This window comes from Paraburkholderia sp. DHOC27, from assembly GCF_003429005.1.
Taxonomy (GTDB): Bacteria; Pseudomonadota; Gammaproteobacteria; order Burkholderiales; family Burkholderiaceae; genus Paraburkholderia.
Window position 1 is genome coordinate 208,398 of the sequence record NZ_QVQV01000001.1, and the last position, 25,120, is coordinate 233,517.

At 62.3% G+C, this 25,120-nt stretch carries 20 protein-coding genes; 6 read left to right on the top strand and 14 right to left on the bottom strand.

Annotated features, from left to right (window positions below):
- Nucleotides 1–11: 11 nt before the first annotated feature.
- The 3 genes from D0B32_RS00850 to D0B32_RS00860 all read right to left on the bottom strand — a co-directional run bounded on the left by D0B32_RS00850 (nucleotide 12) and on the right by D0B32_RS00860 (nucleotide 4,820).
- Nucleotides 12–1,910, bottom strand: a complete 1,899-nt coding sequence (locus D0B32_RS00850) for a PAS domain-containing sensor histidine kinase (protein WP_117331798.1) — start codon at nucleotides 1,908–1,910, stop codon at nucleotides 12–14.
- 177 nt (nucleotides 1,911–2,087) lie between these two features.
- Nucleotides 2,088–3,926 (bottom strand): ABC transporter transmembrane domain-containing protein, encoded by a 1,839-nt coding sequence (locus D0B32_RS00855; protein ID WP_117331799.1) that lies wholly within the window; start codon nucleotides 3,924–3,926, stop codon nucleotides 2,088–2,090.
- Between the two features lie 69 nt (nucleotides 3,927–3,995).
- Complete coding sequence (locus tag D0B32_RS00860; protein ID WP_117331800.1) at nucleotides 3,996–4,820, bottom strand: oxaloacetate decarboxylase; 825 nt, start codon at nucleotides 4,818–4,820, stop codon at nucleotides 3,996–3,998.
- A 237-nt stretch (nucleotides 4,821–5,057) separates the two neighbouring features.
- On the opposite strand from D0B32_RS00860, the gene D0B32_RS00865 reads away from it, so the two are divergent.
- Together D0B32_RS00865 and D0B32_RS00870 are read left to right on the top strand one after the other, a co-directional pair.
- Nucleotides 5,058–6,179 (top strand): extracellular solute-binding protein, encoded by a 1,122-nt coding sequence (locus tag D0B32_RS00865; protein WP_117331801.1) that lies wholly within the window; start codon nucleotides 5,058–5,060, stop codon nucleotides 6,177–6,179.
- A complete protein-coding gene (locus D0B32_RS00870; protein WP_117331802.1) occupies nucleotides 6,176–7,378 on the top strand; it encodes a CaiB/BaiF CoA-transferase family protein in 1,203 nt (400 codons plus the stop codon). The genes D0B32_RS00865 and D0B32_RS00870 overlap by 4 nt, the downstream gene beginning before the upstream one ends.
- On the opposite strand, the gene D0B32_RS00875 is transcribed toward D0B32_RS00870, so the two are convergent.
- From D0B32_RS00875 to D0B32_RS00910, 8 genes are all read right to left on the bottom strand, one after another.
- On the bottom strand, nucleotides 7,362–8,432 hold the full coding sequence (locus D0B32_RS00875) for a Gfo/Idh/MocA family protein (protein ID WP_117331803.1): 1,071 nt from the start codon (nucleotides 8,430–8,432) through the stop codon (nucleotides 7,362–7,364). The genes D0B32_RS00870 and D0B32_RS00875 overlap by 17 nt on opposite strands.
- The gene (locus D0B32_RS00880; RefSeq protein WP_117331804.1) at nucleotides 8,429–9,619 is read right to left on the bottom strand and encodes an extracellular solute-binding protein; all 1,191 of its coding nucleotides are present in this window, start codon (nucleotides 9,617–9,619) and stop codon (nucleotides 8,429–8,431) included. Before D0B32_RS00880 ends, D0B32_RS00875 begins: the two co-directional genes overlap by 4 nt.
- Before the next feature lie 70 nt (nucleotides 9,620–9,689).
- Nucleotides 9,690–10,541, bottom strand: coding sequence for an IclR family transcriptional regulator (locus D0B32_RS00885; protein ID WP_117331805.1), 852 nt, complete (start codon nucleotides 10,539–10,541; stop codon nucleotides 9,690–9,692).
- Nucleotides 10,542–10,559: 18 nt separating this feature from the next.
- The gene (locus tag D0B32_RS00890) at nucleotides 10,560–11,765 is read right to left on the bottom strand and encodes an ABC transporter permease (protein ID WP_220444890.1); all 1,206 of its coding nucleotides are present in this window, start codon (nucleotides 11,763–11,765) and stop codon (nucleotides 10,560–10,562) included.
- Complete coding sequence (locus D0B32_RS00895; protein ID WP_220444891.1) at nucleotides 11,762–13,315, bottom strand: sugar ABC transporter ATP-binding protein; 1,554 nt, start codon at nucleotides 13,313–13,315, stop codon at nucleotides 11,762–11,764. The genes D0B32_RS00890 and D0B32_RS00895 overlap by 4 nt, the downstream gene beginning before the upstream one ends.
- Nucleotides 13,316–13,409: 94 nt before the next feature.
- Nucleotides 13,410–14,378: a sugar ABC transporter substrate-binding protein gene (locus D0B32_RS00900; protein WP_117331806.1), complete on the bottom strand. Its 969-nt coding sequence runs from the start codon at nucleotides 14,376–14,378 to the stop codon at nucleotides 13,410–13,412.
- A gap of 88 nt (nucleotides 14,379–14,466) precedes the next feature.
- Nucleotides 14,467–14,922 carry a MaoC/PaaZ C-terminal domain-containing protein gene (locus D0B32_RS00905; RefSeq protein ID WP_117333396.1) on the bottom strand — a complete coding sequence of 152 codons (456 nt, stop codon included), beginning with the start codon at nucleotides 14,920–14,922 and terminating at the stop codon, nucleotides 14,467–14,469.
- 5 nt (nucleotides 14,923–14,927) lie between these two features.
- Nucleotides 14,928–16,220, bottom strand: coding sequence for a CaiB/BaiF CoA-transferase family protein (locus D0B32_RS00910; RefSeq protein WP_117331807.1), 1,293 nt, complete (start codon nucleotides 16,218–16,220; stop codon nucleotides 14,928–14,930).
- Nucleotides 16,221–16,765: 545 nt separating this feature from the next.
- Between D0B32_RS00910 and D0B32_RS00915 the strand changes: the two genes are divergently transcribed.
- Together D0B32_RS00915 and D0B32_RS00920 are read left to right on the top strand one after the other, a co-directional pair.
- Nucleotides 16,766–19,150 carry a DUF6531 domain-containing protein gene (locus tag D0B32_RS00915; protein ID WP_117331808.1) on the top strand — a complete coding sequence of 795 codons (2,385 nt, stop codon included), beginning with the start codon at nucleotides 16,766–16,768 and terminating at the stop codon, nucleotides 19,148–19,150.
- A gap of 82 nt (nucleotides 19,151–19,232) precedes the next feature.
- The gene (locus tag D0B32_RS00920; RefSeq protein ID WP_117331809.1) at nucleotides 19,233–19,472 is read left to right on the top strand and encodes a hypothetical protein; all 240 of its coding nucleotides are present in this window, start codon (nucleotides 19,233–19,235) and stop codon (nucleotides 19,470–19,472) included.
- 235 nt (nucleotides 19,473–19,707) lie between these two features.
- On the opposite strand, the gene D0B32_RS00925 is transcribed toward D0B32_RS00920, so the two are convergent.
- The gene (locus D0B32_RS00925; protein ID WP_117331810.1) at nucleotides 19,708–21,030 is read right to left on the bottom strand and encodes an MFS transporter; all 1,323 of its coding nucleotides are present in this window, start codon (nucleotides 21,028–21,030) and stop codon (nucleotides 19,708–19,710) included.
- 321 nt (nucleotides 21,031–21,351) lie between these two features.
- On the opposite strand from D0B32_RS00925, the gene D0B32_RS00930 reads away from it, so the two are divergent.
- Nucleotides 21,352–22,812 (top strand): amino acid permease, encoded by a 1,461-nt coding sequence (locus tag D0B32_RS00930; RefSeq protein WP_117331811.1) that lies wholly within the window; start codon nucleotides 21,352–21,354, stop codon nucleotides 22,810–22,812.
- Nucleotides 22,813–22,873: 61 nt separating this feature from the next.
- On the opposite strand, the gene D0B32_RS00935 is transcribed toward D0B32_RS00930, so the two are convergent.
- Both D0B32_RS00935 and D0B32_RS00940 read right to left on the bottom strand, forming a co-directional pair.
- A complete protein-coding gene (locus tag D0B32_RS00935) occupies nucleotides 22,874–23,515 on the bottom strand; it encodes a DsbA family oxidoreductase (RefSeq protein WP_117331812.1) in 642 nt (213 codons plus the stop codon).
- A gap of 110 nt (nucleotides 23,516–23,625) precedes the next feature.
- Nucleotides 23,626–23,901, bottom strand: a complete 276-nt coding sequence (locus D0B32_RS00940; protein WP_117331813.1) for a transposase — start codon at nucleotides 23,899–23,901, stop codon at nucleotides 23,626–23,628.
- Nucleotides 23,902–24,220: 319 nt separating this feature from the next.
- Here D0B32_RS00940 and D0B32_RS00945 point away from each other — a divergent pair, with 319 nt between their 5' ends.
- Nucleotides 24,221–25,024: a DUF899 domain-containing protein gene (locus D0B32_RS00945; RefSeq protein WP_181969682.1), complete on the top strand. Its 804-nt coding sequence runs from the start codon at nucleotides 24,221–24,223 to the stop codon at nucleotides 25,022–25,024.
- The last annotated feature ends 96 nt before the right edge of the window (nucleotides 25,025–25,120 follow it).

A 25,120-nucleotide genomic window follows, 5' to 3' on the forward strand; every position in this document is an offset into this window, starting at 1 on the left:
AGCGCCGCACCTCACCCGGCGCGCAGCGCCTTGGCGAGATCCGCGAGCCGATAGGGCTTGTGGATGAAGGTGAAATCGCTCAGATCGCCGTGCTCGCGGCGCAGCACGCCAAGTGGATAACCTGAGGCCAGCACGATCTTGATATGCGGATGCCGCTCGCGGATCTGCCGCGCGAGTTCGAGTCCACTCATGCCGTGCGCCATGACGATGTCGCTGAATACGATGTCGATTTCGGCGCGCTGCTTCAGAATGTCGACGGCATCCGTGCCATTGCTGGCCGTCACCACTTCGTAGCCGATGCTTCTGAACAACTCGGCCGCGGCGGCCAGCAAATCGGGTTCATCCTCCACGAGCAGGACCGTCTCCACCACCGGCGCCGGATAGCCGCCGCTGCTTTCGACCATGTCCTCCGCTGCCTGCAGATAGATGCTGATCGTGGTGCCCTCACCTTCCTTGCTGTGGATCTCCACATCACCGCCCGACTGCACGATAAAGCCGTACACCTGGCTCAAGCCGAGCCCCGTACCCTTGCCCGGCTCCTTGGTGGTGAAGAACGGCTCGAAGGCGCGCGCTACCACTTCGGGCGGCATGCCCGTGCCGGTATCGGCCACCCACACGCGGACATAGCGCCCCGCGCGCAGCGTGCCCACCGTGTTGTCCTTGACGTCCACCCGCTCCGCGCCCACCTCGATGCTGCCGCCGTCGGGCAGCGCATCGCGCGCGTTCACCACCAGATTCAGCAAGGCGGTCTCGAAGCGCCCGGCGTCGACGATCACCGGTGTCTGGTCCTCGTCGAGCGCCATGCGAAGACGGATCGACGCATCGCCCGCGCGTTGCAGCATGGGTTCGAAGGCGCGGATCACCTTGTTCAGGTCATGCGGTTCGGCCTTGAGCGGCTGTTGCCGCGCAAACGAGAGCAACTGCTGCGTGAGCGACGCGCCACGCTCCACCGCGCGCTGCATCGTCTCCAGCATTTTGGTGTCGAGGTGCGTGCGCGACTGCGAATTGAGCACTTGCAGCCCGTTCGACAACACCGCCAGCAGGTTATTGAAATCGTGTGCGACGCCGCCCGTCAACTGGCCGATCGCTTCCATTTTCTGCGACTGAAAGAGCGCAGCGTTGGCGCGATCCAGCGCGGCGGCCGCCTCTTTGCGCTCGGTGATATCGCGCGTCACCTTGGCGAAACCGACCAGCGAGCCGCGGTCGTCGCGGATCGCGTCCACCACCACGTTGGCCCAGAACCGGCTGCCGTCCTTGCGCACGCGCCAGCCTTCACGCTCCACGCGGCCGTCGCGCGCCGCGATGGCGAGCGTCAGCGCCGGCAGACCGTTGGCGCGGTCCTCTTCCGTATAAAAACGCGAGAAATGCTGGCCGATGATCTCGTGATGCTCGTAGCCTTTGATGCGCGCGGCGCCAGCGTTCCAGCTGGTCACGTCGCCCGCTGGCGACAGCATGTAAATGGCGTAATCCGTCACGCCCTGCACGAGCAGACGAAACTGCTGTTCGCTGCGGCGCAATGCCTCCTGCACCTGTTTTTGCTCGGAGATGTCACGCGTGATCTTCGCGAAGCCCACCAGTTCGCCCGTGGCGTCGCGGATCGGGTCCACCACCACGCTCGCCCAGAAGCGCGTGCCGTCCTTGCGAACCCGCCAGCCTTCGCCCTCGAACTTGCCTTGCTCGATGGCCATGCGTAAGGCTTTTTCGGGGATACCGGCGGCGCGGTCCTCCGGCGTGTAGAACTCGGAGAAATGCCGACCCACGATCTCGTTGGCCAGATAGCCCTTGAAGCGCTGCGCGCCCGCGTTCCAGCTCGCCACGTAGCCGTCGCAATCCAGCATATAGATTGCGTAGTCCCTCACGCTCGTCACCAGCAATTCGAAGCGCTGCTCGTCGGTCACTGTGCTTGGCATGTCACGCTTGTCGTATTTCGTCGTTACGGTGGAAAGTGATGCGCAGGTCTTGTCGCCCGCGCATGGTCTGAGCCAATTCTACCCCGCCTGACGGCACCCCTTGCATGCGGCGGCTCCGGCTCGCGCCACGGCGGGTTTTCACGCCCCTACGTGACCTTTCAAGGGCCCGCGGGATTTTCAGGCGGAGCCGACCGGATCGTGCATCGCACCATCGCGCTCGCCTTGCGTCGGCTGCGCGTGCGGTTCGCCGAACTGCAACGCAGCGAGCTGGGCATACAGCGGCGAACTCAACAGCAGGTCGGCGTGCGCGCCTTGCGCCACGATGCGCCCCTGTTCGAGCACCACGATGCGATCGGCGCGCTGGACAGTCGCCAGCCGGTGCGCGATCACGAGCGTGGTGCGGTTTTGCGCGGCGTTATCCAGTGCCTTTTGCACCAGCCGCTCGCTGGCGGCATCCAGTGCGCTAGTGGCCTCGTCGAGTAGCAGGATGGGCGGATTCTTGAGGATTGCACGAGCAATGGCGATACGCTGACGCTGCCCGCCGGACAGGCGCACGCCGCGCTCACCGAGGAAGGTGTCGTAGCCTTGCGGCAGTTCTTCGATGAAGCCCGCCGCCGCGGCCATCGCGGCGGCCTGCTGCACTTGCGCGAGGCTCGCGTCCGGCGCGCCGTAGCGGATGTTGTCGAGCACGCTGCCCGAAAAGATCACCGACTCCTGCAACACGACGCCGATCTCGCGCCGCAACTCGGCGAGCGGCACCTGGCGTGTCGGTACGCCGTTGAGCAGGATGCTGCCCGATTGCGGATCGTAGAAGCGCAGCAGCAACTGGAACAGCGTCGTCTTGCCGGCCCCCGACGGGCCGACCAGCGCCACGTGTTCACCGGCACGCACCTCGAGCGACAGCGCGGACAACGCAGCAATGCCAGCACGCGACGGATACGAAAAGCCGACGTTATCGAACCGGATGCCCACGCCGCGCGTGGGCAAGGGCACGGTGACGGCGGCCTGCTCCACCGGCGAGCGCGCCGCCAGCAGTTGCAACAGACGCTCCGTGGCGCCGGCTGCGCGTTGCAGATCGCCCCATACTTCCGCGACCGCGCCTACCGCGCCCGCCGTGAATACCGCATACAGAATGAACTGCGACAGTTGGCCGGCCGTCATCCGTCCCGCCAGCACCGACTGCGCGCCGAGCCACAGCACGAACACAATGGCGGCGAACACCAGCACGATCACCACCGCCGTCAACCAGGCCCGCGCGCGAATGCGCGTGAGCGCCGTGTCGAACGCCACTTCGACGGCGGACGCAAAGCGGCGCGACTCGAACGGCTCCTGGGTGAACGACTGCACGGTCGGCATGGCATTCAGCACTTCGCCGGCCAGTGCGCTTGCATTGGCCACCTTGTCCTGACTCGCGCGCGACAGACGCCGCACGCGCCGCCCAAACGTCACGATCGGCAAGACCACCACCACGAGCGTCGCGATGATGTAGGCCGACAGCACCGGACTGGTGATCGCCAGCATCACCACGCCGCCCGTCAGCAGGAAGAAATTGCGCAAGCCCAATGACAGGCTGGTGCCGACCACGGCCTGGATCAGCGTGGTGTCCGTAGTGAGCCGCGACAGCACCTCGCCGGTCTGCGTGGTCTCGAAGAACTGCGGGCTCATCTCCAGCACGTGGTCGTAGACGGCGCGTCGCAAGTCGGCGGTCACGCGCTCGCCGAGCCACGAGACCAGATAAAAGCGCAGCGCCGTGGCGCCCGCCAGCAGCAGCGAAACGAAAAACAGCGCGAGGAAATAGCGGTCTATGTGAGCCCGCTCGCCGCTCGCAAAGCCGCGGTCGATCAGATAACGGAACGCCACCGGCAGCGCCAGCGTCGCCCCTGCCGACGTCACCAGCGCGACGAACGCAAGCGCCCAGCGTCCGGCATATGGGCGCATGAACGGCCGCAGCGCGAACAACGGGCCGAACCGGGACGAGGGTGACGCGGACGTGGAAGCGGGTACGGCAGCGGACATGGGATTCCCAGAGGGGTGACGAGGGAAACGATCGAAGCGACGGATCACCCCATTGTGCCAGCCCTGTGTTCAGGCGTCGTCGCCGAACAGGCCATTGAGCGTCGCGCCGGATGCGGCATTGCCAAAACCGTCGAAGCGCCCTTCGGCGAGCCGCTGCGCCGCGTGCATCATGCCGCCCCACGCGGCCCGCGCCAGCGCGCCGCCCACGCTGATACGCCGCACGCCGAGCCGCGCGACGTCCTGCACGGTGAGATCCGAAGTCCAGCCGATAAGCAGGTTCACGGGCTTCGGCGTCACGGCGGCCACTACGGCTTCGATCTGCTCGCGGGTCTGGATGCCCGGCGCGTACAGGCAGTCGGCGCCTGCTGCGGAATAGGCTTTCAGCCGCGCAATGGCGTCGTCGAGATCGGGCACACCGGCGATGAAATTCTCCGCTCGGCCCACCAGCAATGTGTCGCCGCCGTGCGCGTCGATGGCATGGCGCGCGGCTTTGAGGCGCTCCACGGCAACCTCGACAGGAACCAGCGGCGCATCCGGATCGCCGGTCGAATCTTCCACCGACAAGCCCGCGACGCCGGTCTCCACCGCGAGCCCGACGCTTTCCGCCACGCCGTGCGCGTCCGCGCCGAAACCGTTTTCAAAGTCCGCATTGACCGGCAGATCGGTCGCCTCGACGAGCGTGCGCAGGTGCGCGAGGATCGCCTCGCGCGGCGTATGGTTGTCCGGCTTGCCGACCGACCACGCAAAACCGGAACTGGTGGTGGCGAGCGCCTGGAAACCGAGGCTCTGGAGATAGCGCGCGCTGCCGACATCCCAAGGGTTGGGCAGCACGAAACAACCCGACGTATGCAGCTCGCGAAAGATCGCGCGTTTTTCGGCAACGGTGCGAGGCATGAGGTGTCTCCTGTAGTAGTGGCGTGATGCAGGTTCGAAGGCCCGGTTCAGGGCGAGCGAAACGACATTACGCCCGCCCCGGCGGCGAGTCAAAGTGCGCCACGCGGCCATGCCGGTCAACGCGGCCGCGCTTAATGGAAAGTACGGATCGACTCATCCGGTCTTGCACCGGATCATTACTCAGGTAAACGACGCGTTTATCTGTGAGCGAAATCCACCATCCATCGTGACTCGACCATGACTATCACCCTGAGGGGCATGACCTGGGACCATCCGCGCGGCTACGCGCCGCTCGCGGCCTGCGCGGCGCTGTGGCGCGAACGGGAAGGCGTCGAGATTACGTGGGACCGGCGCTCGTTACAGGACTTCGAATCGTTTCCCGTGGATGAACTCGCGCGCCGCTACGACCTCATCGTCATCGACCATCCTCACGTTGGCCAGATCACCCGTGAAGCGTGTCTGCGGCCGTTCGATCTCAACGGCGTGCGCGACATTGCCGAGGGGTCGATTGGCGAGTCGTTCGCGAGCTATCACTGGCAGGGGCAACAGTGGGCGCTGCCAATCGACGCCGCCGCGCAAGTGATGGCGTGGCGCCCTGACCGTCTGCCCGACGCGCCGCGCAACTGGGAGCAGGTCTTCGAACTGGCGCGCGCGGGCCGCGTCGCGTTGCCGATGCGCGCGCCGCATTCGCTGATGTGTCTGTACACGTTGTGCGCGCAGCTTGGCGCGCCGGGCAACGTCACAGGACCGGACCTGTTCGAGCCGGAGATCGCCACGCAGGTCTGCGATTATCTGCGCACGCTCATGCAATGGATCGATCCCGCGTGCTACGAGATGGACCCCATCGCAGTCTACGAAGCAATGGCGCAGCCCGACGCGCGCATCGACTGCGTGCCGCTGATCTACGGCTACGTCAACTACGCGTACGAAGGCTTTCGGCCCGTTCAACTGGCGTTCGCGGATATTCCGCACTGGCAGGGCAACGGCCCGCGGGGCTCGGCATTGGGAGGCACTGGCATTGCGGTGTCGGCGCGCAGCGAGCATCCGGATGAGGCGTTCGCCTTCGCGCGCTGGGTGGCGGGTGCTGCCGCGCAAAGCGGACCGTTTGCCGCCGCCGGTGGTCAGCCGGGTCATGCAACCGCATGGGATGACGCCACCGTCAACGCGGCTTCGAATAACTTTTATCGGGCCACGCGTGAGACGCTGGATCGCGCCTGGGTACGGCCCCGTCACGATGGCTACATGCCGTTTCAACACGCGGCCTCCGAGCGCTTCGTGCAGGGCTTGCGCACCGACGAGGCGCCCGCTGCGCTGATCGCCGAACTCAACCGCATGTTCCGGCAAAGCCTGCCCGCATGAGCGCTTCTCTTTTCCAACAGCAAAACGGCAACGGCGCCGATGCGACGACCGCACCGTTGCACGGGTTGCTGGTGCTGGACCTCGCCCAGTTCCTCTCGGGACCGTCCGCCGCGTTGCGGCTCGCCGATCTCGGCGCACGCGTGATCAAGGTGGAGCGGCCCGGCAGCGGCGATATCTGCCGCACCTTGTATCTGACCGACACGGATGTGGCCGGCGACTCGACGCTCTTTCACGCCATCAACCGCAGCAAGGAAAGCATCGCGCTCGATCTGAAGCAGCCGGACGATCTCGCCATTCTCAAGCGTCTGCTGGCGCGCGCCGACGTGTTGATCCAGAACTTCCGGCCGGGCGTGATCGAACGGCTCGGGTTGGGTTATCACGCCGTGCACGCGCTGAATCCGCGCCTCGTCTATGCGAGCATTTCAGGCTATGGCGAGTCCGGTCCGTGGGCCGGCATGCCCGGTCAGGATCTGCTCGCGCAATCGCTTTCCGGCGTCACCTGGCTCAACGGACACGAGGGCGAAGGCCCCGTGCCGCTGGGTCTTTCCATTGCCGATATGCTGGCGGGTCACGTGCTGACCGAAGGCATTCTTGCGGCACTGGTGCGGCGTGGCATCGTCGGTACGGGATCCTTGGTGCAGACCAGCCTGCTCGAAGCGTTGATCGACCTGCAATTCGAATTGCTGACCACCCATCTGAACGACGGTCGACGCCCACCCGCTCGCGCCGAGTTTCGCAACGCCAATGCGTATCTCGCCGCACCGTACGGCTTGTATCCGACCGCGGACGGCTACCTCGCGCTCGCCATGATGCCGCTGTCGCAACTTGCCGCGACGCTGCCCTTGCCCGAGTTGCAGCAATACGATGCCAATGCGGCGTTCGAACAGCGCGATGCCATCAAGCGGCTGATCGCCGCCACGTTGATTCGCGAGCCCACCGCGTACTGGCTGAGCCGCCTGCAACCCGCCGACATCTGGTGCGCCGAAGTGCTCGACTGGCCGGCGTTGCTGGAAAGCGAAGCGCTCAAGCGACTCGACATGCTGCAGACCGTGGCGCGCCAGGACGGCACCGCCATTCATACGACACGTGGTCCGCTAAGGGTGAACGGTGTGCGCGCGCAGAGCACGCATGCCGCGCCGCGCGTGGGTGAGCACACGGCGGCGATTCTTGCCGAATTCGGACTCACTGGCCCGGCTTGAGCGGCACCGGCGTGGCAGCGCCCGCAGCGCTGCGATAACACGCTTCGACCAATGCCATGGTGCGCCACGCATCGTCGACGCTCGACACCAGTTGTGCATCTTCCCCGCTCACGAAACGTTGCAGGTTCGCCATCGTGCCGATGAAGGCGTGCGGGAACCACGCACCCGCAAGCGGAATCTGCATCCACTCGCCGCCGCGCGGGCAGAACCACAGTTCGTCCGCTTCACCGGCGGGATAGTCGAGCAGCACGCCTAACTTCACGAGCGCGACGCCGCGCTCGCCTTCGAAGCGAAAACTCGCGTCCTGAAAGCGCCGTCCAAAATCGTGATGATGATTCAGCGAGAGCGTGCAGCGCAACGACTCGCCGAAGTCGAGAATCGCACTCGTGCGCGTATCCGCGAGCCCACTGCCGGGATACGTGTAGCTGCGTGCGAACACGCCCTGCGGTTCACCGAGCAGGCCGCGAATCAGATCCAGGTAGTGGATGGAATGCGAAACAATTTCGACGCGCCGGTTCGCCTTCAGATGCGGGAACAGGTGCCACGGCGTGGCCAGATTCAGATGCACTTCGACGTCCACCAGTTCGCCCAGCAGGCCTTGTCCGATGGCATCGCGCACCGCCAGCATCATCGGCGCGAAGCGCAACTGGAAGTTGACCGCCGCCTTCAGTTCGCGCGCATGACATAGCGCCAGTAAACGGCTCGCCTGTTCCAGATCGAGCCCGAATGGCTTTTGCAGTAGCACCGGCGCGCCGTGCGGCAGACGCGCGACGATGCTCTCATGGACCTCGGCGGGCGCGGCGACATCGAACACGCAATCGCGTTGGGCGAGCGCGGCGTCGAGCGTGTCGAATACCGTGCCGATCTGCCAGCGCTGCGCGAACTGCGCCGCCTTCGCTGGGTCGATATCGAACACGCCGGCCACGTCGAAACCTGCCGCACGGTAAGCCGGCATGTGCGCATCGTTGACGATACCGCCCGTGCCGATCAGCACGATCGGGCGCGGTTGCGTGGGCATCGGCCACGCTTGCGTCAGGGTAGGAACGGCGCTCATCGCACGATCTCCTCGATCCGCACCTGGGTGGCTTCGAGCAGTGCGCGGCTCGCTTCGTTGCTGTTCACGGCACGCTCGATCATCGTATCGACCGCATGCGAGATGTCCGCGAGACGCGCATGGCGCGGCATCTCGCGCGCGCTTTCGTGCAGCGCTTCCAGCTTGTGATAGAACGGGATGCGCGCGTTCACCTCGGCATCGCGCCAGGTCGAAAGGCGCGTGCCGATTGCGCCTTCGAGCGTCGTCAAACGGTCCATCGGCGCGCTCGCACAGTGGCGCATGAAACGCCATCCGAGGTCTTTGTGGCGCGAACCGGCTGCCATCGACAGCAGCCAGAACACGTTCAGCGAGACGCTCTTTGCACCCAGCGCTGCAGGAATAGGTGCCACGTCGACGAGACCCGTCACCGCGCTATCCGGCGCTTGCGCGAGCGCCGCGAAGCCGAACCAGTTCACCGCCAATGCGACTTTCCCCTCGCAGAAGGCAAGGCCCGCGCGCACGCTGTCATACGTCTGTGGTTCAGGCGCGAGTGCTGATGTATCGCGCGCCAGTGTGCGAATGAAATCGAGCGCGGCGCAGGCCGCATCGCTTACGAGCGTAGGCGTGCCATCTGCCGCAAACGGCTCGCCGCCGCGCGTCCAGACGTGAATGCAGAAATCGTAGAAGCCGTTGTGACCATCCGGAAAGAGGGCGAGCGCCGTGCCATAACGGCCCTGCTCAGGCTCATTGAGTTGGCGTGCAGCTTCGACGTATTCGTCCCACGTAGTCGGGACGGCAAGCCCCTTCGCCTCAAACAGATCCTTGCGATACATCAGGCACTCGGGGCCGTCGTGATACGGCATGCCCCACAGGCCGCCCGCGAACTGTTGCAGGCCGAGCAAGGACTCGCTCCACGCCTGCGGAAAATCGTCGATCGGCTCGCGTTGCTGAAACGGCAGCAGATCGACCACGAGTCCGAGCGCCTGCACCTCGGCAATCCAGTCGGTCGAGAGAAAGGCGAGGTCCCACGAACCGTCCGCCAGGCCGCGCTGCTCGATCAGCGTCTCATGCAGCGGATTCAGGTCGAACGCTTCGATTTCGATGCGTGCATCGACACCCGTGGTCGCGGCAAAATCTTCGAACTGTTTGACGATGCCGGTTTCGAATGGACCGAAGCGGCGCACGGCCACGCGCAACGTAGTGGTCAATCTCAGTCTCCCATCAGTATTGCTTCGGATTCCTGCAATTTTTTTACGCCACCACTTTCAGCGAGAACCTTTAGCTACTCTTGAGTATCCCCGCCGACAAACCGATATCCCGCGCGCACTGCTGCAACGCAGGCAGCACTTGCTCCAGCGTCGGCCCCTGACCCTTGCGCCGCAAGGTCGCCATCACGAGCGCGGCTTTGACATGCGAGCCCGGTGCGCCGACCAGCACGCCCAGGTCGATACCGCCTTCGAACCATTCGCCTTCGGTCCATTCATAGCCGCGCGTGCGAATCTGCTCGAGCCGCGTCTGCAATGCCTGCTTGTCTTTCGCGCTGCGCTGGTGATACGCGTGATCGCGCTTGAGCAAGGCGCTCGCTTCGGCGTCGTCCATATATGCTAGCAGCACCCGTCCCGAGGTCGTGCCCGATACGGTATGCAGCGAACCCACTTCCACGGAGAGCCGGAACGGCTTTGGACTTTCCTCCTGCGCGAGCACCATCACTTTGTCTTCATGCAGCATGGACAGATGACATGACTCGCGCACTTCGCCCACCAGCGAACGCATATGCGGAATCGCCACCTTCAGCAGTTCCTCATAAGGCGAGTGCGTGCGGCTGAGTTCGAACAGTTTGAGTGTGAGCGAATACGCGTTGCTGCCGGAGTCGCGCCACAGATAGCCGCGCGATTCGAGGCACGTCAGCATGCGAAACAGTTCGGCCGGTTGACGGTTGAGCGCGCGGGCGAGCTGCGCGCGCGTCATCGGCACCGCTTCGGCCGAGAGATATTCGATGATGTCGAGCGCCTTTTCGACCGCCGGTACGGAGTAGTTAGGGCGATTCTCCCCGCCGCTATCCAGATCGGATTCGAGGGCCACGGCAAGCGGGCTGGATGCGTCGACGCTGACGCCTTTCGTGCGAGGCATGAGTCTCCTTCAGCAGAATCAGTTTTCCTTTGCGCGGCGCGAGCCACCCACCGTGTAGATCGCGGCCGCCGTCACCACGACGGTGCCTTCGATCACGCCTTGATAGTTCGCGCCCAGGTTCAGAATGTTGAAGCCATTGGTCAGCGTGAACAGCAGCAGCGCGCCTACCAGCGTCTTGATCACACTCCCCGCGCCGCCGTACAGCGACGTGCCGCCCAGAATGGCCGAAGCGATCACCGTCAATTCCGCGCCTTGCAACGCCGTAGGATTGATTGCACCCAGCCGGCTGCCGAACAGAATGCCGCCAAAGCCGGCCGCGGCGCTGCACAGAATGAACCCGACCATTTTATAGCGTTTCACATTGATGCCCGAGAGCCGCGCGGCCTCGGCATTGCCGCCCACCGCGTAGAGCCGTCGCCCTGTGTTCGTGAAGGTCAGCACGAACCAGACGATGAGTGTGAAAATCCCCATATAGATGACCGGCTTGGCCAGCACGAGCCGTGGCCCGCCGACCCAGCCCAGCACCAGCAGACACACGCCGCCCAGCATCATGCCGAGCGTCGCGGGTGAGACCGTACGTTGGCGGCGCATGAACAAATACACACCGGCGAGCACGAGCACTGCGCCAAGGATGATCAGCGGCACGCCAACCGGCACCCGGCCCGATTCGAACGCGCGCATTGATGCAATGGCTTCCGGCGTTTCGACCGAGAGCGAACGGCCATCCGTCACGATCAGCACGATGCCGCGAATCGCGGTCAACGTGCCTAGTGTGACGATAAATGCGTTGATGCCGAGCAGTTGCACGATCGCGCCGTTCAGCACGCCGGCTGCCATCGCCACCAGCATGGCCACCAATGCCGCCGGCCAGAAACCGATCGAATCGGCGAGGCCGATCATCACCGCTGCCGCGAGTGCCGCAACGGAGGCCACCGACAGATCGAAGTTGCCCGTAATCAGAATCACCGTCATTGCCACCGCCATGAAGGCGATGAGCGACGACTGGTACAGCACGTTGGTCACGTTGATGATGCTCAGATAGTTCACGCGCCCCGTGTACGCCGTCACCGCAGAGAGCACGAGCACCAGCAGGATCAGTGCGTAATACACGCCCATTTCGCGCAGTCCGAACAGACGCCGCCATTCCGGCGCGGCTCGCGCATTGGCGATGGGCTGACCGTCACGCGACGGCACGGGATGCTCGGTATGAGTCGACGAAGTCATGTTCGCTCGCTTGAGGTCGATGCTGCGTTGCCCGCAGCGGCGTGCGCGGCATCTGGCGCCGCGCTCTGGCCGCCCGCCAGCAGAATGAGTTCATGTTCGGAGGTGGCATGGGCCGCGCGTTCCGCAATGCAGCGGCCGTCGCGCATCACGAGAATCCGCTCGCTCACCGCCAGCAGTTCCTCGAATTCCGACGACACCACGATCACCGCCTTGCCTGCCGCAGCCAGTTCGCGCACCAGCAGCAGAATGTCGGTTTTCGCGCCAATGTCGATGCCGGCAGTGGGCTCGTCCAGCAGAAAGACTTTCGCGTCACTGAAGAGCCACTTGGCGATAGTCACTTTCTGCGCGTTGCCGCCGCTCAGTTCGGTGACGAGTTCTTCCGGCGATTGCGCCTTGATCTGCAGCCGCCTGATCCCGTCTGCGGCACGGGCGATTTCGCGTTCGCGCACCGGCAGCCAGTGATGTAGCGACACGCCTTCGAGCGCGGGCAAGGTCGTGTTGCGCCAGATTTCGAAGATCGGCACGAGCCCCTGTTTCATGCGGTCTTCCGGCACCAGCGCGAGGCCCGCCTTGACTGCGGCCATAGTGGAACGCGAGAGCGTCTGACCATTGAGCCTGACCGTACCGGTTGCATCCGTGTCCGCGCCGAAAATGGCATGCAGCAGTTCGCTGCGTCCAGAGCCGAGCAGCCCCGCAATGCCAACCACCTCGCCGGCACGCACCTGCAGTGAGACCGGTTCGAGCTTGCCGCGCGAAGCCAGCTCGCGCAATTCCAGCACGACGGGCCGCGCGACGGCGTCATCGGCGGGTGGCGCGACCTTTTCCAGCACGGTGATGGCGCGACCAGCAATGGCTTGCGCAATGCGCGCTTCGTCCAGATCGCAGGTGTCGGCGCGCATCACGGCAGCGCCGTCACGCAGAATGGTCACGTTATCCGTGAGCGCCACCACTTCGTCGAGAAAGTGCGAGACGAACAGAATCGCCTTCTGTTCGATGCGTGCGAGCCGCCGTACGGTCTCGTAGACAATCTCACGCTCGCCGGTGGCAAGCGACGCCGTGGGCTCGTCCATCACGATCAGTTCAGCGCCCGTGCCAAGCGCCTGGAAGATCGCGACCATCTGGCGCTGGCCGATGGAGAGATCGCTGACGAGCGCGTCGGGATCGAGTTGATAACCCACCCGCTCGCCCAGTTCAGCGAAGCGCTGACGATACGATTGCTGACGCCGCCAGCGTCCGGTATCGCCAAGAAACACGTTTTCCAGCACCGACAGCGTCGGCACCAGCGGAATGTGTTGATGGATGGTCGCCACACCCATCTCGTTCGCTTCACGCGGGCTCGACCATTGCACCGGTTGACCGCGCCACACGATGCGCCCGCCCGAAGCTGGAAACGCGCCGGAGAGGATCTTGATGAGCGTCGACTTGCCGGCGCCATTGGCGCCAAGCAAGCCGTGCACCTTACCGCGTTCGATATCCAGATCGACACCGCGCAACGCCACCGTGCCGTTTGGGAACGTCTTGGCCACCTGCTCCAGCCGCATCAATGGCATGTGCGGTGTTTCAGGTGGCACGGGCTGTCTCTGCGCAGTCACGCTCATCGTGATTCCCTGCCCGCGCGAGACGGGCCCAGGTCGTGGCGCAATATCACCATTGCGGCACGCAGCTTTGCAGGTTCGCCTTGGTCACCGGCGGCGTGTCGTAGGCAACGAATGCGGCCTTCGTGGTGTTCTTCTTCGTCACCGCGCCATACAACGCCTTGAACGCAAGGTGACCAATTTCTTCCGGCTTGTAGCAGACGGTACCGGCCACGTCGCCGGTCTTGATGGCGTTGATGGCCAGACGCGAGCCGCCCATGCCGATCAGCTTGGCATTGGAGCCCGCTGCGCGCACGGCGAGTCCGCAGCCCACCACCATGTCATCCGATTGATTGAAGAACAGATCGATGTCCGGGTTCGAAGCCAGGATGTTCTGGCAGGTCGATTCGGCCTTCTCGGAAGTCCAGTCACCCGGCTGCGACGCGACGATCTGATACTTCACGCCGGCTTTGTCGAGGCCGGCCTTGAAGCCCTGCGTGCGTTGCGTGACTTCGGCGTAGCCCGCCGAGCCTTCAATGATCGCGATCTTCGCGGTCTTCCCCGGCGGCAGCATTTTCGCGGCCATCGCGCCGGCCTGCTCGCCAGCGGTCACTTCATCCTGCGTGACCAGCGCCGAGAGTTTCTCGTAGACCTGTTTGATGGGACGCTTGTGCGGATCGCCGATTTCGGATGCGACCGCGACCGTGGGAATGTCATGCGAAGCGGCGCGGTCCACCCAACCCTGCGCGACGGTGGAATCGAGCGGCATGATGGCGATGCCATCCACTTTCTGCGCGATCAGATCGTCGATATCGTTGGCCTGCTTTTCGACGTTGCCCTTCGCATCGAGCACGACGGCCTTCACGCCCGCAGCCGTGGCCGCGTCCTGGAAGCCCTTGGCGATCGCCGCCGCAAACGGATAGCTGAGGCCGACGCTCGAATAGCCGAGGGTGACGTCTTTGGCTTCGGCCAAGGGCGCCGACATGGCGAGGACGCTGGCTAACCCGGCTACGCCGAGTGCCTGAAGAATTCGGTGCATGCTTGTCTCCTGTGACTTCGTGTTGTTGTGATTCACGTATGCCCATCGGAACGCTGCGTGCATGGCCTGGCGTCCCGCCCGGTTGCCACTACGGCGCGGCGGGCTCGCGCCGCTCGACGAGATAAAGGTGATCGCACACCAGCACGGTCGCGCCATGCTGGTTGGTGATGTCAATCCGTTCGACGACGATGCCGTGCGTGGCCCGCTTGGGGTGCGCGCGCTTTTCGGTGATCGTCGCCGTGACCTTGATGGTGTCGTTGATGAACACAGGCTTCACGAAGCGCACGCGGTCATACCCCGTGGACATGGCGCGCGGATTGATCGTGCTGGCCGTCATGCCGATGCCGACGCTGAACACGAGCGTGCCATGCGCCATGCGCTGGCCGAAGTCCTGGGTGGCACACCATTCGGCATCCATATGATGCGGAAAGAAATCGCCGGTTTGACCCGCGTGCAGCACGATGTCGGCTTCCGTGATGGTGCGGCCGAACGTAGTGCGCGAAAAGCCGGTCTCGTAGTCTTCGTAGAATTGCTCGGCGATCACGTTGCTCACTCCGTGGGATGCGTTGGTGTCGCATCGATTTGCCAACCGGCCGCGACTTGCGCAGTGTGCTCGCCGAGTGCCGGCGCCGCGCGTGGCGACTTCAGCACCACGCCGTCAATGCGAATCGGACAGCGCAGCGTGGTCAGCGAATGACCCGCGCTGTTGGTAATGGCCTGCGTCATGTCCAGCGCCGCAAAGCCGCCGTGCGCCGTGAGCGTGGCGTAGTCCTGCACCGGCGCGCACCAGATGTCGGCGGGCTCCAGCCGCGCGAGCCAGTGTGCGGTGGCCTGGGTCGCGAGATGATCGCGCAGGATGGCCTTGATCTCGTCGCGCCGCGCGAACCATTGCGAAGCGTCGTCGAACGCGGCGAGCGGTGCGCAATCCAGCAACTGCGCGAGCCTGGGGATAGGCGCCATGGCGAGCGCGAGATAACCGTCGGCGGTCGCATAGAGACCATAGGGCGCGGCACCATAGACGCTCGCGTTGTTGACGCTGGCGCGGCGCGGCACGCTGCCGTCGCCGCACAGAAACGTGGTGATCTGCTCGAACTGCAAGTCCAGAATCGATTCCATCAGACTTACTTCGACGCGTCCGCCCCGGCCCGTCACGCCTCTGCGTAACAGCGCGGCCAGCACGCCTTGCACGAGATGCGCGCCGGTCACGATGTCGGCAATCGAAACGCCAACCGGCACCGGCCCCTGGGTGGCATCGCCGCTCAACCAGGTGAGGCCGGAGAGCGACTGCGCGAGCAGATCCTGACCCGGCTTGTCCCGCCACGGGCCCAGTTCGCCATATCCGGTCACCGTGGCATAGACGAGCCGCGCGTTCAGATCGCGCACCACCTCGTAGCCAAGACCGAGCCGCTCCATCACGCCAGGCCGGAAGTTGTGGATCAGCACGTCGGCGCGGGCGACCAGCGCCTTCACGCGCTCCAGATCGGCGGGCTGCTTCAGATCGGCAGCAAAGCTGCGCTTGTTGCGGTTGATGGTGTGAAACAGGACGCTGTCGCCGTCGAGCGCCTGGTCGGCGACATACAACTGGCGGCACAGGTCGCCCCCTTGAGGGCGCTCGATCTTGACGACATCCGCGCCGAGGTCCGCGAGACGCAGCGCGCACGAAGGACCGGCGAGGAACTGGCTGAAGTCGAGGACGCGCAGGCCTTCGAGCGGCAAGGGTTCGGCGTGCGGGGTGGCTTGCGTGGCTGATTCTGTGGCCGATCTAGAGGCAAAAACGGTCTCGTCGTCCGGCCTGGCGGAGGCGTCATCACTACCGGCTTTCGGGTCGAGTGATTCGTTCATGGAGGAACTATATGTTTGTGGGCGAACGCTTTCAATCTAGGGATTTCCCTCGCAGGGTGGGCGCGCGGTGAGATGCCGCAACGCGGAAAAATCGATGTCGATGCGCCGTCCCACCACGCTCATCTGCCACAAGGCGGTCGGCGGTAACGCCGTAGTCGGTCGTGTTGATATTTCTTCCTGATTTCCCCATTAGCCCTTTCACTGCCAGCTCTACCAATCCGCGCTGGATGGCATCACTCTTCTTCCAATCGCTCAAAGATGCGAAATCCCCATCGTGCTGACGCGTTTTCCTCAAACAATTTGCCAAATGCAGAGGATTCCTACTTTTATGTTGTGTCCACCCTCTCAATTCTTGCTAGCAAACTCCATTTGTGATCTGACCATTGTTAAAAGTGTCGCTAAGGAAAACTTGCCGAGCTTCTTAGCCTGAGTCTTGTGTGAACTCAACAAATCACCAGTTTAGGAGCGGTCTGATACCTGGCTTATTCAATCTCAATAAGAGTCGCTACGCGTGTTACCCAAAACGAAGAGTCAAAGGAGAAGAAATGAAACCGCGGAGATTTTCTTTGAGAACGCCGGGCGTCGTTAGCCGCCTGATTCTTGCATCAAGCCTCTTGATTTCTGTTGCCCACACCGACGCGGCGACAGAAGACCAGTGTATGGAGCTATTCAGCAAATCCGAGGGAGTTCCAGGTACCTCGACTTGTGTTCCGGTAACAGTCGGCACGATGCCGCTGACAAACGGTCCAGAAGATCCGTACAACCAAATTAACTACTACAACTGCGGGCACTACATCGCAGACTATTGTGCCGGCGAGACAGGCGGTGCTCCTCCCGATGCCACCTGTCCCGTGGCCGATCCCGTATTCGCCGCAAGCGGTGTTGTGTCCACAACGGAAAACGAATTTGTCAGCGGCGATGAAATTCCCTTCGTTTTCGCGCGCACATACCGCTCTGTTGCGTATCCGTTGAATGCAAAGGACATCGGTTCAAACTGGTTCCACAACTGGCAGCGAAAACTGGGAATTGTTGGCGATCCAGTGAGTGCTCAAAGGGTCAATGCTTATCGGTCTGGTGGCGAGCCGATAACTTTCACGTTGACAAACGGCGCGTGGCGATCTGACACATTCAGTGGCTTGGCACTTATCCGCACTGCCGCAGGTTGGTCTTTAACTGACCTGATGAACGATTCGGTGGAAGTCTATTCCGCCCAAGGTGTCTTGCTATCAGAGATAACTAAAACTGGCTTCGTTCGCACTCTGAGCTATGACGGGTCGGGGCGGCTCTCAATGATCAACCAACATGGTCCCGGAACAAAAGCCGCGTATGACCTGACCATCCGGCTTGAATATAACCAGAATGGTCATATTCAACGAATGACCGACCCATCAGGCGGCATCACCCAATACCGGTACGATTATTGGGGCAATCTAACTGCTGTCACGTGGCCCGATGGAAGTATTCGCCAGTATCTATACGAGGACGTTAGTTCGAAACATGCTTTAACGGCAATCATCGACGAAACAGGTTCCCGTATCGCATCCTGGACTTATGACACTCAAGGTAAGGCGACCATTGTCAGTCATCCTGATACAGCCAAAAACATTCAATTTGTCTACGGTTCAGGAGCGACAACAGTCACGGACAGCAATGGTGCTCGATCACTGACCTTTGCAGCTATAGCGGGCAAGATCTTTCCAACCGGTAGCAGCGGTTCAGTGTCCAGAGACTTGACTTGGGACGGCGCGGGTCGTCTTTCGAGCACCACTACGCCCACCCGCAAGGCGGTCTACGAATACGACAGCACCGGTCGCCCCGCGAAAGCAACCGTCAGCACCAGCTCTGGCATTGCGGTAACTTCCGTGCAGTTTGTTGACGCGACGAGTCTTCACCCTTCGATGGTGAGCATGCCAGGGAAGCTGTTGGCGTTTGTATACGACGTTAGCGGCAATATCACTGGCTATAGCGAACTGGCGACCAACGATTCGACGGGAGAAGCCGGGTTCAACGCCACTTGGGACGGCCAGCGACAACGAGCGGTTGGGGCTCGCTACGACCAGTTCAACCGCCTGACCGAGGCAATCACTTACGTGAACAAGGTCAAGGTTGCCGACTGGGTGTACTTCTACGACAACACTGGGAACCTTAACACCGCGCAAGATCTTGTCTCGGGCTGGATTTTTGGTGATCAAGATCGAGACGCGGCGCACCGCGTCACCTGGCAAACGGGCAATTATCGCGAGGCTCGCATCGCGTATGACCTCCGGGGGAGGCTCACCAGATTTACATATGATGAGCAACCGATAGCGCAGACAGCCCGGAAAGACCGTTTGCTGACCGTGAACTACGGTTATTCCCTTGATGGAAAAGTGCTATCACGCAGCGCGACCGTCGCAACCGCCGGCGAGCCACCCGCTCCCATTAGCAGCGATGACACTGACATCTGGCTTGACAATTACCAAGCTGGCCTCGACCCAGTCGGACCTTCGAACGGACTTCTCGGATGGGTGAGATCGCTTGCAGCAGATGATTCAGTGAATATCAGCGCGGTTTGCACTGAATGCGGATTTATACGGACGCGGCCCGCGTGGTCATTGTTGATGCACGACTTATATATAAATGCGCAGTCCGGCCAACCAGTTGCTGACGATCCTGTTGAAATTCAGGTGGCAGCACAGAATCAGGTGCCGTTCCCCGTGCTGACGCCGAATCTGTCACAGCGGCGCGCACTCTATACCAAGCTGTTTGGCACGGAGTCGGTTCAAGCGTCCGGTTTCATAAAATGCAACGAGGACTCCGGTTGCGCGGCTGTGAGGGAGACATGCCGCGCAAGATGCTCGAAAACAAAATTACCTACTGGCGATTGGGGATTCACATTCTGGAATTGCGTGAACGACTGTGCAGAACGGGCAGGTTGCCCGCGAATCTAGCCCGTAACATATCTTCGTTTCGGTAGCACGCCACAAGTGGAACGCGAAGCGCTTTATTTAACTTGCTAAGGAGCATGAAAAGATGATTCACGATAAAACTTCAGCTACGGAAGTAAGCAATAGGATGCTGAAAATAAACGGGGAACTGGACGAAGCTGTCTCTTTTGTCCAGGACCATTGCTCGGCCGAGGAACTCGAGCAATTCAAACTTGCTGTCGGGGAAGTCATGTATATGGTCTTCGAGAAAGCACTGATTCCGATATTCAAGGAACATCCTGACCTGATTCCCGATGGCCAACGGGTGAGTGGCGTCACTGATTGATCGTCAATGGGTCCAATAGCAGCACTAGCCGCGATCGCCACATAGCCCTTTCAGACGTCGCTTGCGACGCCCTGAGCAGCGAAGCGAACCAGGCTCATGCGGGTGACAAGCTTGTGCGGATAAAAAAGAGCGCAGACGGTGACCCGTTGCGCTCTTCTTTTTGGCTGGCCTCTCAACCCTGCCAGCCGTCCCCGGAATCCCGCGGATCCAGTTAGCCATCCCAGGCGCAGCCGCCTCAACTCCCTGCCACACCCGCCCCCTCGCGAATGGGCTGACGGGCCATGAACCAGTAGAACAGCGCCGCGCAACCCGCGATCACGCCACCGGAGATAAACGCCAGCGCGTAAGAGCCGGTGCGGTCCACGATGAAGCCCGCCACCACGGGTGAAAACGCCCCGCCAAAATAGCCGCCGAAGTTCTGGATCGCACTCACCGACGCCACCATCGACGACGGCGCGATATCCGCTGCCAGCGCCCACGCCGAGCCGACCACCGCGGCGATAAACGCGAGGCCCACGGTGAAAAGCGCCAGCGTCACGTTCAGCGAACCTGTGAATGGCAGGGCAATTGCGCACACTGCCGCGCCCGCCGCACAGCACGCAATCAGCAGACGCTTGGCGCCGATGGGCGAGGCCAGTTGGCGGTCCACCATTTTCTTCGCCAGATAACCGATCGCGATTTCGCCCACCGCGCCGCCCGCCCAAGGAATGCCGGCCACCACGCCAAGCTGGCTAAACGAAATGTGAAAGCGGTCGAGCAGATACAACGGCAAGAACACGAGGAAGATATTCCACAGCCAGATGGTGCAGAAGTAGCCGAGGATCATGCCCCACACACTGCGACGCGCGAACAGCGAGCGCCACTTGATGGCGCTACTGACGAGCGAGCGTTCATGTCCACCGCCGCCTGCTTCGATATACGCGAACTCTTCTTTCGCGAGGCGTTTGCTGTCGACGGGATTGCGATAAAACATCAGAAACAACAGCGCAAACGCGACGCCGAACGCGCCCGTGACATGGAACAGCGAGCGCCAGCCGAAGGCGATCATCAACGCCACCAGCATGGCGGGCGCAAGCGCCGGTCCCCACTTCGAGGACGAATCCCATACGCCGGTTGCAAAGCCGCGTTCCTTGGCGGGAAACCATGCAGCGGTAATCTTGGCCGATGTCGGCCAGCACGGCGCTTCGCCGACGGCAAGAAGTGCCCGCATCACGAGCAACGCAGAGATGGAACCCACCACACCCGTGAGCCACGTCGCGACGCTCCACCAGATCATGCCGAGTGCGTAGGCACGTTTCGCACCGAAGCGGTCGATCACCCAGCCCGCCGGCAATTGCATCACTGCATAGGTCCACGCGAACACGCTGCCAAGCAGCCCAATCTGCGTGCGCGTCAAACCGAGTTCGTGGATCATGCCCGGCGCGGCAATCGACAGGCTCGCGCGGTCCATGTAATTGATGATCCCGCCGACCAGCAGCCAGACGAGCACATGCCAGCGATAGTTGAAACGCGCCGGACGGGCCGCCGCAGACGTGGCGGAATGGATGGGTTCGTTCAAAACGCGTCTCCGTGCAGTGGGCCTGTCGCGGCCGATTATCGTTGTGGGCACAATAAAAAACGGCGTGGCCGTCTACGCCACGCCGCTTTTATTGTGCCTCACTGCAGCAAGATCTGTATGCGCTGAATCGGTCCGGCGAGTGGGAAGCCGTACCAGCACACCGTATTCCCTTTCGAATTGATTCGGACTAGACTGAATTTGCCTTCTCCATCACTTCACACTGCTGCCAGTCTTCAGTAACCGTCGCTTTTGTCGTGCTCTGCGAGCCGAAGCAAGCCGGATCGGTTCGTGCCCAAAACCATTTGAACGGGACGACTCATCATGGCTGATACGAGTTACATGGCGCGGAAATCCGTCGCCGATATCGTCGGAAGCGCGGATGCGGAAGAGGGCCACTCGCTCGCGAAATCGCTCGGCGCCACCAGTATCACGGCAATGGGCATCGGCGCCATCATCGGTGCCGGCATCTTCGTGCTGACCGGCACCGCGGCCGCGCAATTCGCGGGCCCGAGCATCACGCTCTCGTTCGTGCTCGGCGGCATTGCATGCGCGTTCGTGGGGCTTTGCTACTCCGAACTCGCCGCCATGCTGCCGGTGTGCGGCAGCAGCTACACCTACACGTACGCCACGCTCGGTGAAATCTTTGCGTGGATCATCGGCTGGGACCTGATTCTCGAATACGCAATGGGCGCGGCGACCGTCGCCGTGGGATGGTCCGGCTATATCGTGAGTCTGTTGCGCAACGTAGGCATCACGATTCCACCGGCGTTTTCCGCGGCGCCCGGCACCGTCATCAAGATGGCCGACGGCAGTACCGTCACCGGCATCGTCAACCTGCCGGCCATCGTGATCATTGCCATACTCACCACCATGCTCGTGATGGGAACCAAAGAATCAGCACGCCTGAACAACATCATGGTGGCGGTCAAGCTGGTCGTGGTGGTGGCCTTCATCGCGCTCGGCGTGTTCTTCATCAAGCCGGCCAACTGGCACCCGTTCATTCCGGCCAACACCGGTGCGTTCGGCAACTTCGGCATGAGCGGCATTCTGCGTGGCTCAGCCGTGGTGTTCTTTGCGTTCATCGGCTTTGATGCGGTGTCCACCGCCGCGCAGGAAGCGAAGAAGCCGCAGCGGGACATGCCTATCGGCATTCTCGGCTCGCTCGTCATCTGCACGGTGCTGTACATCCTCGTCGCGGGTGTGCTGACCGGCCTCGTGCCCTACGCCGACCTCAACGTGCCGGATCCGATTGCGAAAGGCGTGGATGCGATCGGGATGACCTGGTTCTCCGTGCTGATCAAGATTGGCGCACTCACCGGACTGACCACGGTGATTCTCGTGCTGCTATACGGACAGAGCCGCATTTTCTTCACGATGTCGCAGGACGGCTTGCTGCCACCGCTCTTCGAGCGCGTACACCCGCGGTTGCAGACGCCTTATCTCAGCCAGATCATGATCGGCACGATCGTTGCAATCGTGGCGGCACTGACGCCCATTAGCGTACTCGGCGAAATGGTCAGCATCGGCACGCTGTTCGCGTTCATCCTCGTGTGTGGCGCGGTGATCTATCTGCGCCGCAGCGATTCGGGCGCATCGCGTCCGTTCCGCGCACCAGGTGTGCCGATCGTGCCGATTCTCGGCATTCTGTTCTGTCTGCTGCTGATGGCGGGGCTGCCGCTTGTAACGTGGGTGCGGCTCTTCGTGTGGCTGATCATTGGCCTGATTATCTATTTCTCGTACGGCCGCAATCATTCGAGACTGCGTTTTCCCGAGCGCCATTGAGCCGTGAAGGAAGGCTGGTGTCCTGCCAGCCTTCTTCAATAAGCGCTCGCAATCCGCCGAACTACGCTTCGGCGAGCACCTGCTCGATCATCTCTTCGAAGGCTTCCACGGGCTGTCCGCCCGTCACCAGGTACCGCTGGTTGAAGATGATCGAAGGCACCGACGAGATGCCCAATGCCAGGTACTCCTGTTCTTCGTTACGTACTTCCTGCGCATAGGCCCCGCTCTTCAGCACTTCGCTCGCCTCGGCGGCGTCGAGCCCGACTGAACGTGCTGCTTCGACCAGCACCTCGTGATTGCTCGGGTCGTTGCCTTCGGAATGATAGGCGCGCAGCAACGCCTCTTTGAGCTGCAACTGCTTGCCGTTCAGTCCCGCCCAATGCATCAGGCGATGCGCGTCGAACGTGTTGTAGATCTTGTTACGCGGGCCAAACGTGAAACCGACACTCGCGCCGCGCTCACGAATCATGGCCTGCGCCTCGGCAACCTGCGCCGGGCTGCGTCCATATTTCTTGCCGATGTAGTCGACGAGAGACTCGCCCGCCGGACCCATCTCTGGATTCAGCTCGAACGGATGCACGACGATCTGCGCATCGACCTTGTCGCCGAGACGTTCGAGCGCGCGCTGAAGCGAGGACAGGCCGATCGCACACCACGGGCATGCAATGTCGGAAACGAAATCAATGGTGAGGGGTTTGCTCATGGCTATCCTGATGGGTCTGGTTTGCGCCGGCGGAATGGCAACACGCATTCACACCGGCGAAAACAAACAGGGTAGCCCGAATCGGCAAAATTTGCAGGGCACGCGGCAGGCTACTGTCCGGCTTCCACGTGCTCGATTTCCAGCGCATCGAGAATGATCGCCATCAAGCCGGCGCGGCGCCATTGCAGCCATCTGATGTAACAGGTCTGGGACGGCGGGAAGTTGGCCGGCAGGTGATGCCATTTCTCGTTGCTCATGGTCACCCACAGGATCGCATTGAGAATATCCCTTGGATCCCGCGCCGGACGGCCGAAGCGCTGGCGCACGTCGCGGGAGACCAGGTGGCTGACGCGTTCCCACGCTTCATCTGAGAGAGGAATATCCATTTCGTGACCCCAATTAACCAGACAGTACATTCCCACATACTAGGTTATGGTGGATACCCTCTAAATCGCGATCTAGGCAGTAGTCCACAGCCTGTCCGGCGAATTGGTTTTTGCTCTGCCGTGATACTTCTAGCAGGCGCATTACAGCAGACAAATACCCCCCACCGCCCCCGCAATACCGCCACAGTTGTTACTCCCCTGCGCCCCACTGTCAGTGCCAGACTATTCTCGTAGATAGCAACGAGCCGGCGCAGCCGATGCCGCGCGCCGGCTGCGAAGTCTGGGAATTCACGCTGACTGGATCAGGAGGATGAAGGCCATGAGTACATCATCAGAAAACGGACAGAAGGACGCACAGACCGCGATGCGGACGCCCGCGGTGGTATCGAAAGAGGCGTGGGAAACGGCGCACGCGCAGTTGCTCGTGCAGGAGAAGGCCAACACGCGCGCCCGCGATGCGCTCGCGGCCGAGCGGCGGCGCATGCCGTGGATGGCGGTGGAAAAGAGCTACACGTTCGAAGGACCCGAGGGCAAGCTCAGCCTGCTCGACCTGTTCGACGGGCGGCGTCAACTGATCGTCTATCGTGCCTTTTTCGAGCCCGGCGTATTTGGCTGGCCGGAGCATGCCTGCCGTGGCTGCTCGATGGTCGCCGACCAGGTTGCGCATCTCGCGCATCTGAATGCGCGCGACACCACGCTGGTGTTCCTCTCGCGTGCATCGCAGGCCGACATCGCACGCTTGAAGGAGCGGATGGGTTGGACCATCCCGTGGTTCACCCTCACGGATAGCTTCGACACGGATTTTGGCGTCAACGAATGGCACGGCACCAACGTGTTCTTCCGCAATGGCGACCGCGTGTTCCGCACTTACTTCCTCAACAATCGCGGCGACGAGCAGATGGGCGGCACCTGGAATTACCTGGACATCACGCCCTTGGGACGACAGGAGGTGTGGGAGGATTCGCCCGCCGGCTATCCGCAGACGCCGACCTACAAGTGGTGGAACTGGCACGACAGCTACGAAGCGAACGCGGCGCCCGACAAGCGGTGGGTCGAGGTATCGGACGCGGGAGAGGCGGCGTTTCGAAACAAGGACGGCAAGGAGGCCGACAAGGCGCCGTAAGGGTCAGTGCCGTATGGCTGCGAACCCGGTGGGATCGACTTTGCGCATGTAGATCCTGCCGAACCGATTACCACACCCGAGAAGCTCAAGGTGTGA

Bases quoted from the DNA above. Each gene is read 5' to 3' on its own strand.
- D0B32_RS00860 (WP_117331800.1), bottom strand. From the start codon at position 4,820: ATGCCTCGCACCGTTGCCGAAAAACGCGCGATCTTTCGCGAGCTGCAT.
- D0B32_RS00935 (WP_117331812.1), bottom strand. From the start codon at position 23,515: ATGAGCAAACCCCTCACCATTGATTTCGTTTCCGACATTGCATGCCCG.
- D0B32_RS00865 (WP_117331801.1), top strand. From the start codon at position 5,058: ATGACTATCACCCTGAGGGGCATGACCTGGGACCATCCGCGCGGCTAC.
- D0B32_RS00890 (WP_220444890.1), bottom strand. From the start codon at position 11,765: ATGACTTCGTCGACTCATACCGAGCATCCCGTGCCGTCGCGTGACGGT.
- D0B32_RS00910 (WP_117331807.1), bottom strand. From the start codon at position 16,220: ATGAACGAATCACTCGACCCGAAAGCCGGTAGTGATGACGCCTCCGCC.
- D0B32_RS00920 (WP_117331809.1), top strand. From the start codon at position 19,233: ATGATTCACGATAAAACTTCAGCTACGGAAGTAAGCAATAGGATGCTG.
- D0B32_RS00875 (WP_117331803.1), bottom strand. From the start codon at position 8,432: ATGAGCGCCGTTCCTACCCTGACGCAAGCGTGGCCGATGCCCACGCAA.
- D0B32_RS00850 (WP_117331798.1), bottom strand. From the start codon at position 1,910: ATGCCAAGCACAGTGACCGACGAGCAGCGCTTCGAATTGCTGGTGACG.
- D0B32_RS00915 (WP_117331808.1), top strand. From the start codon at position 16,766: ATGAAACCGCGGAGATTTTCTTTGAGAACGCCGGGCGTCGTTAGCCGC.
- D0B32_RS00900 (WP_117331806.1), bottom strand. From the start codon at position 14,378: ATGCACCGAATTCTTCAGGCACTCGGCGTAGCCGGGTTAGCCAGCGTC.
- D0B32_RS00885 (WP_117331805.1), bottom strand. From the start codon at position 10,541: ATGCCTCGCACGAAAGGCGTCAGCGTCGACGCATCCAGCCCGCTTGCC.
- D0B32_RS00945 (WP_181969682.1), top strand. From the start codon at position 24,221: ATGAGTACATCATCAGAAAACGGACAGAAGGACGCACAGACCGCGATG.
- D0B32_RS00895 (WP_220444891.1), bottom strand. From the start codon at position 13,315: ATGCCATTGATGCGGCTGGAGCAGGTGGCCAAGACGTTCCCAAACGGC.
- D0B32_RS00870 (WP_117331802.1), top strand. From the start codon at position 6,176: ATGAGCGCTTCTCTTTTCCAACAGCAAAACGGCAACGGCGCCGATGCG.
- D0B32_RS00855 (WP_117331799.1), bottom strand. From the start codon at position 3,926: ATGTCCGCTGCCGTACCCGCTTCCACGTCCGCGTCACCCTCGTCCCGG.
- D0B32_RS00930 (WP_117331811.1), top strand. From the start codon at position 21,352: ATGGCTGATACGAGTTACATGGCGCGGAAATCCGTCGCCGATATCGTC.
- D0B32_RS00940 (WP_117331813.1), bottom strand. From the start codon at position 23,901: ATGGATATTCCTCTCTCAGATGAAGCGTGGGAACGCGTCAGCCACCTG.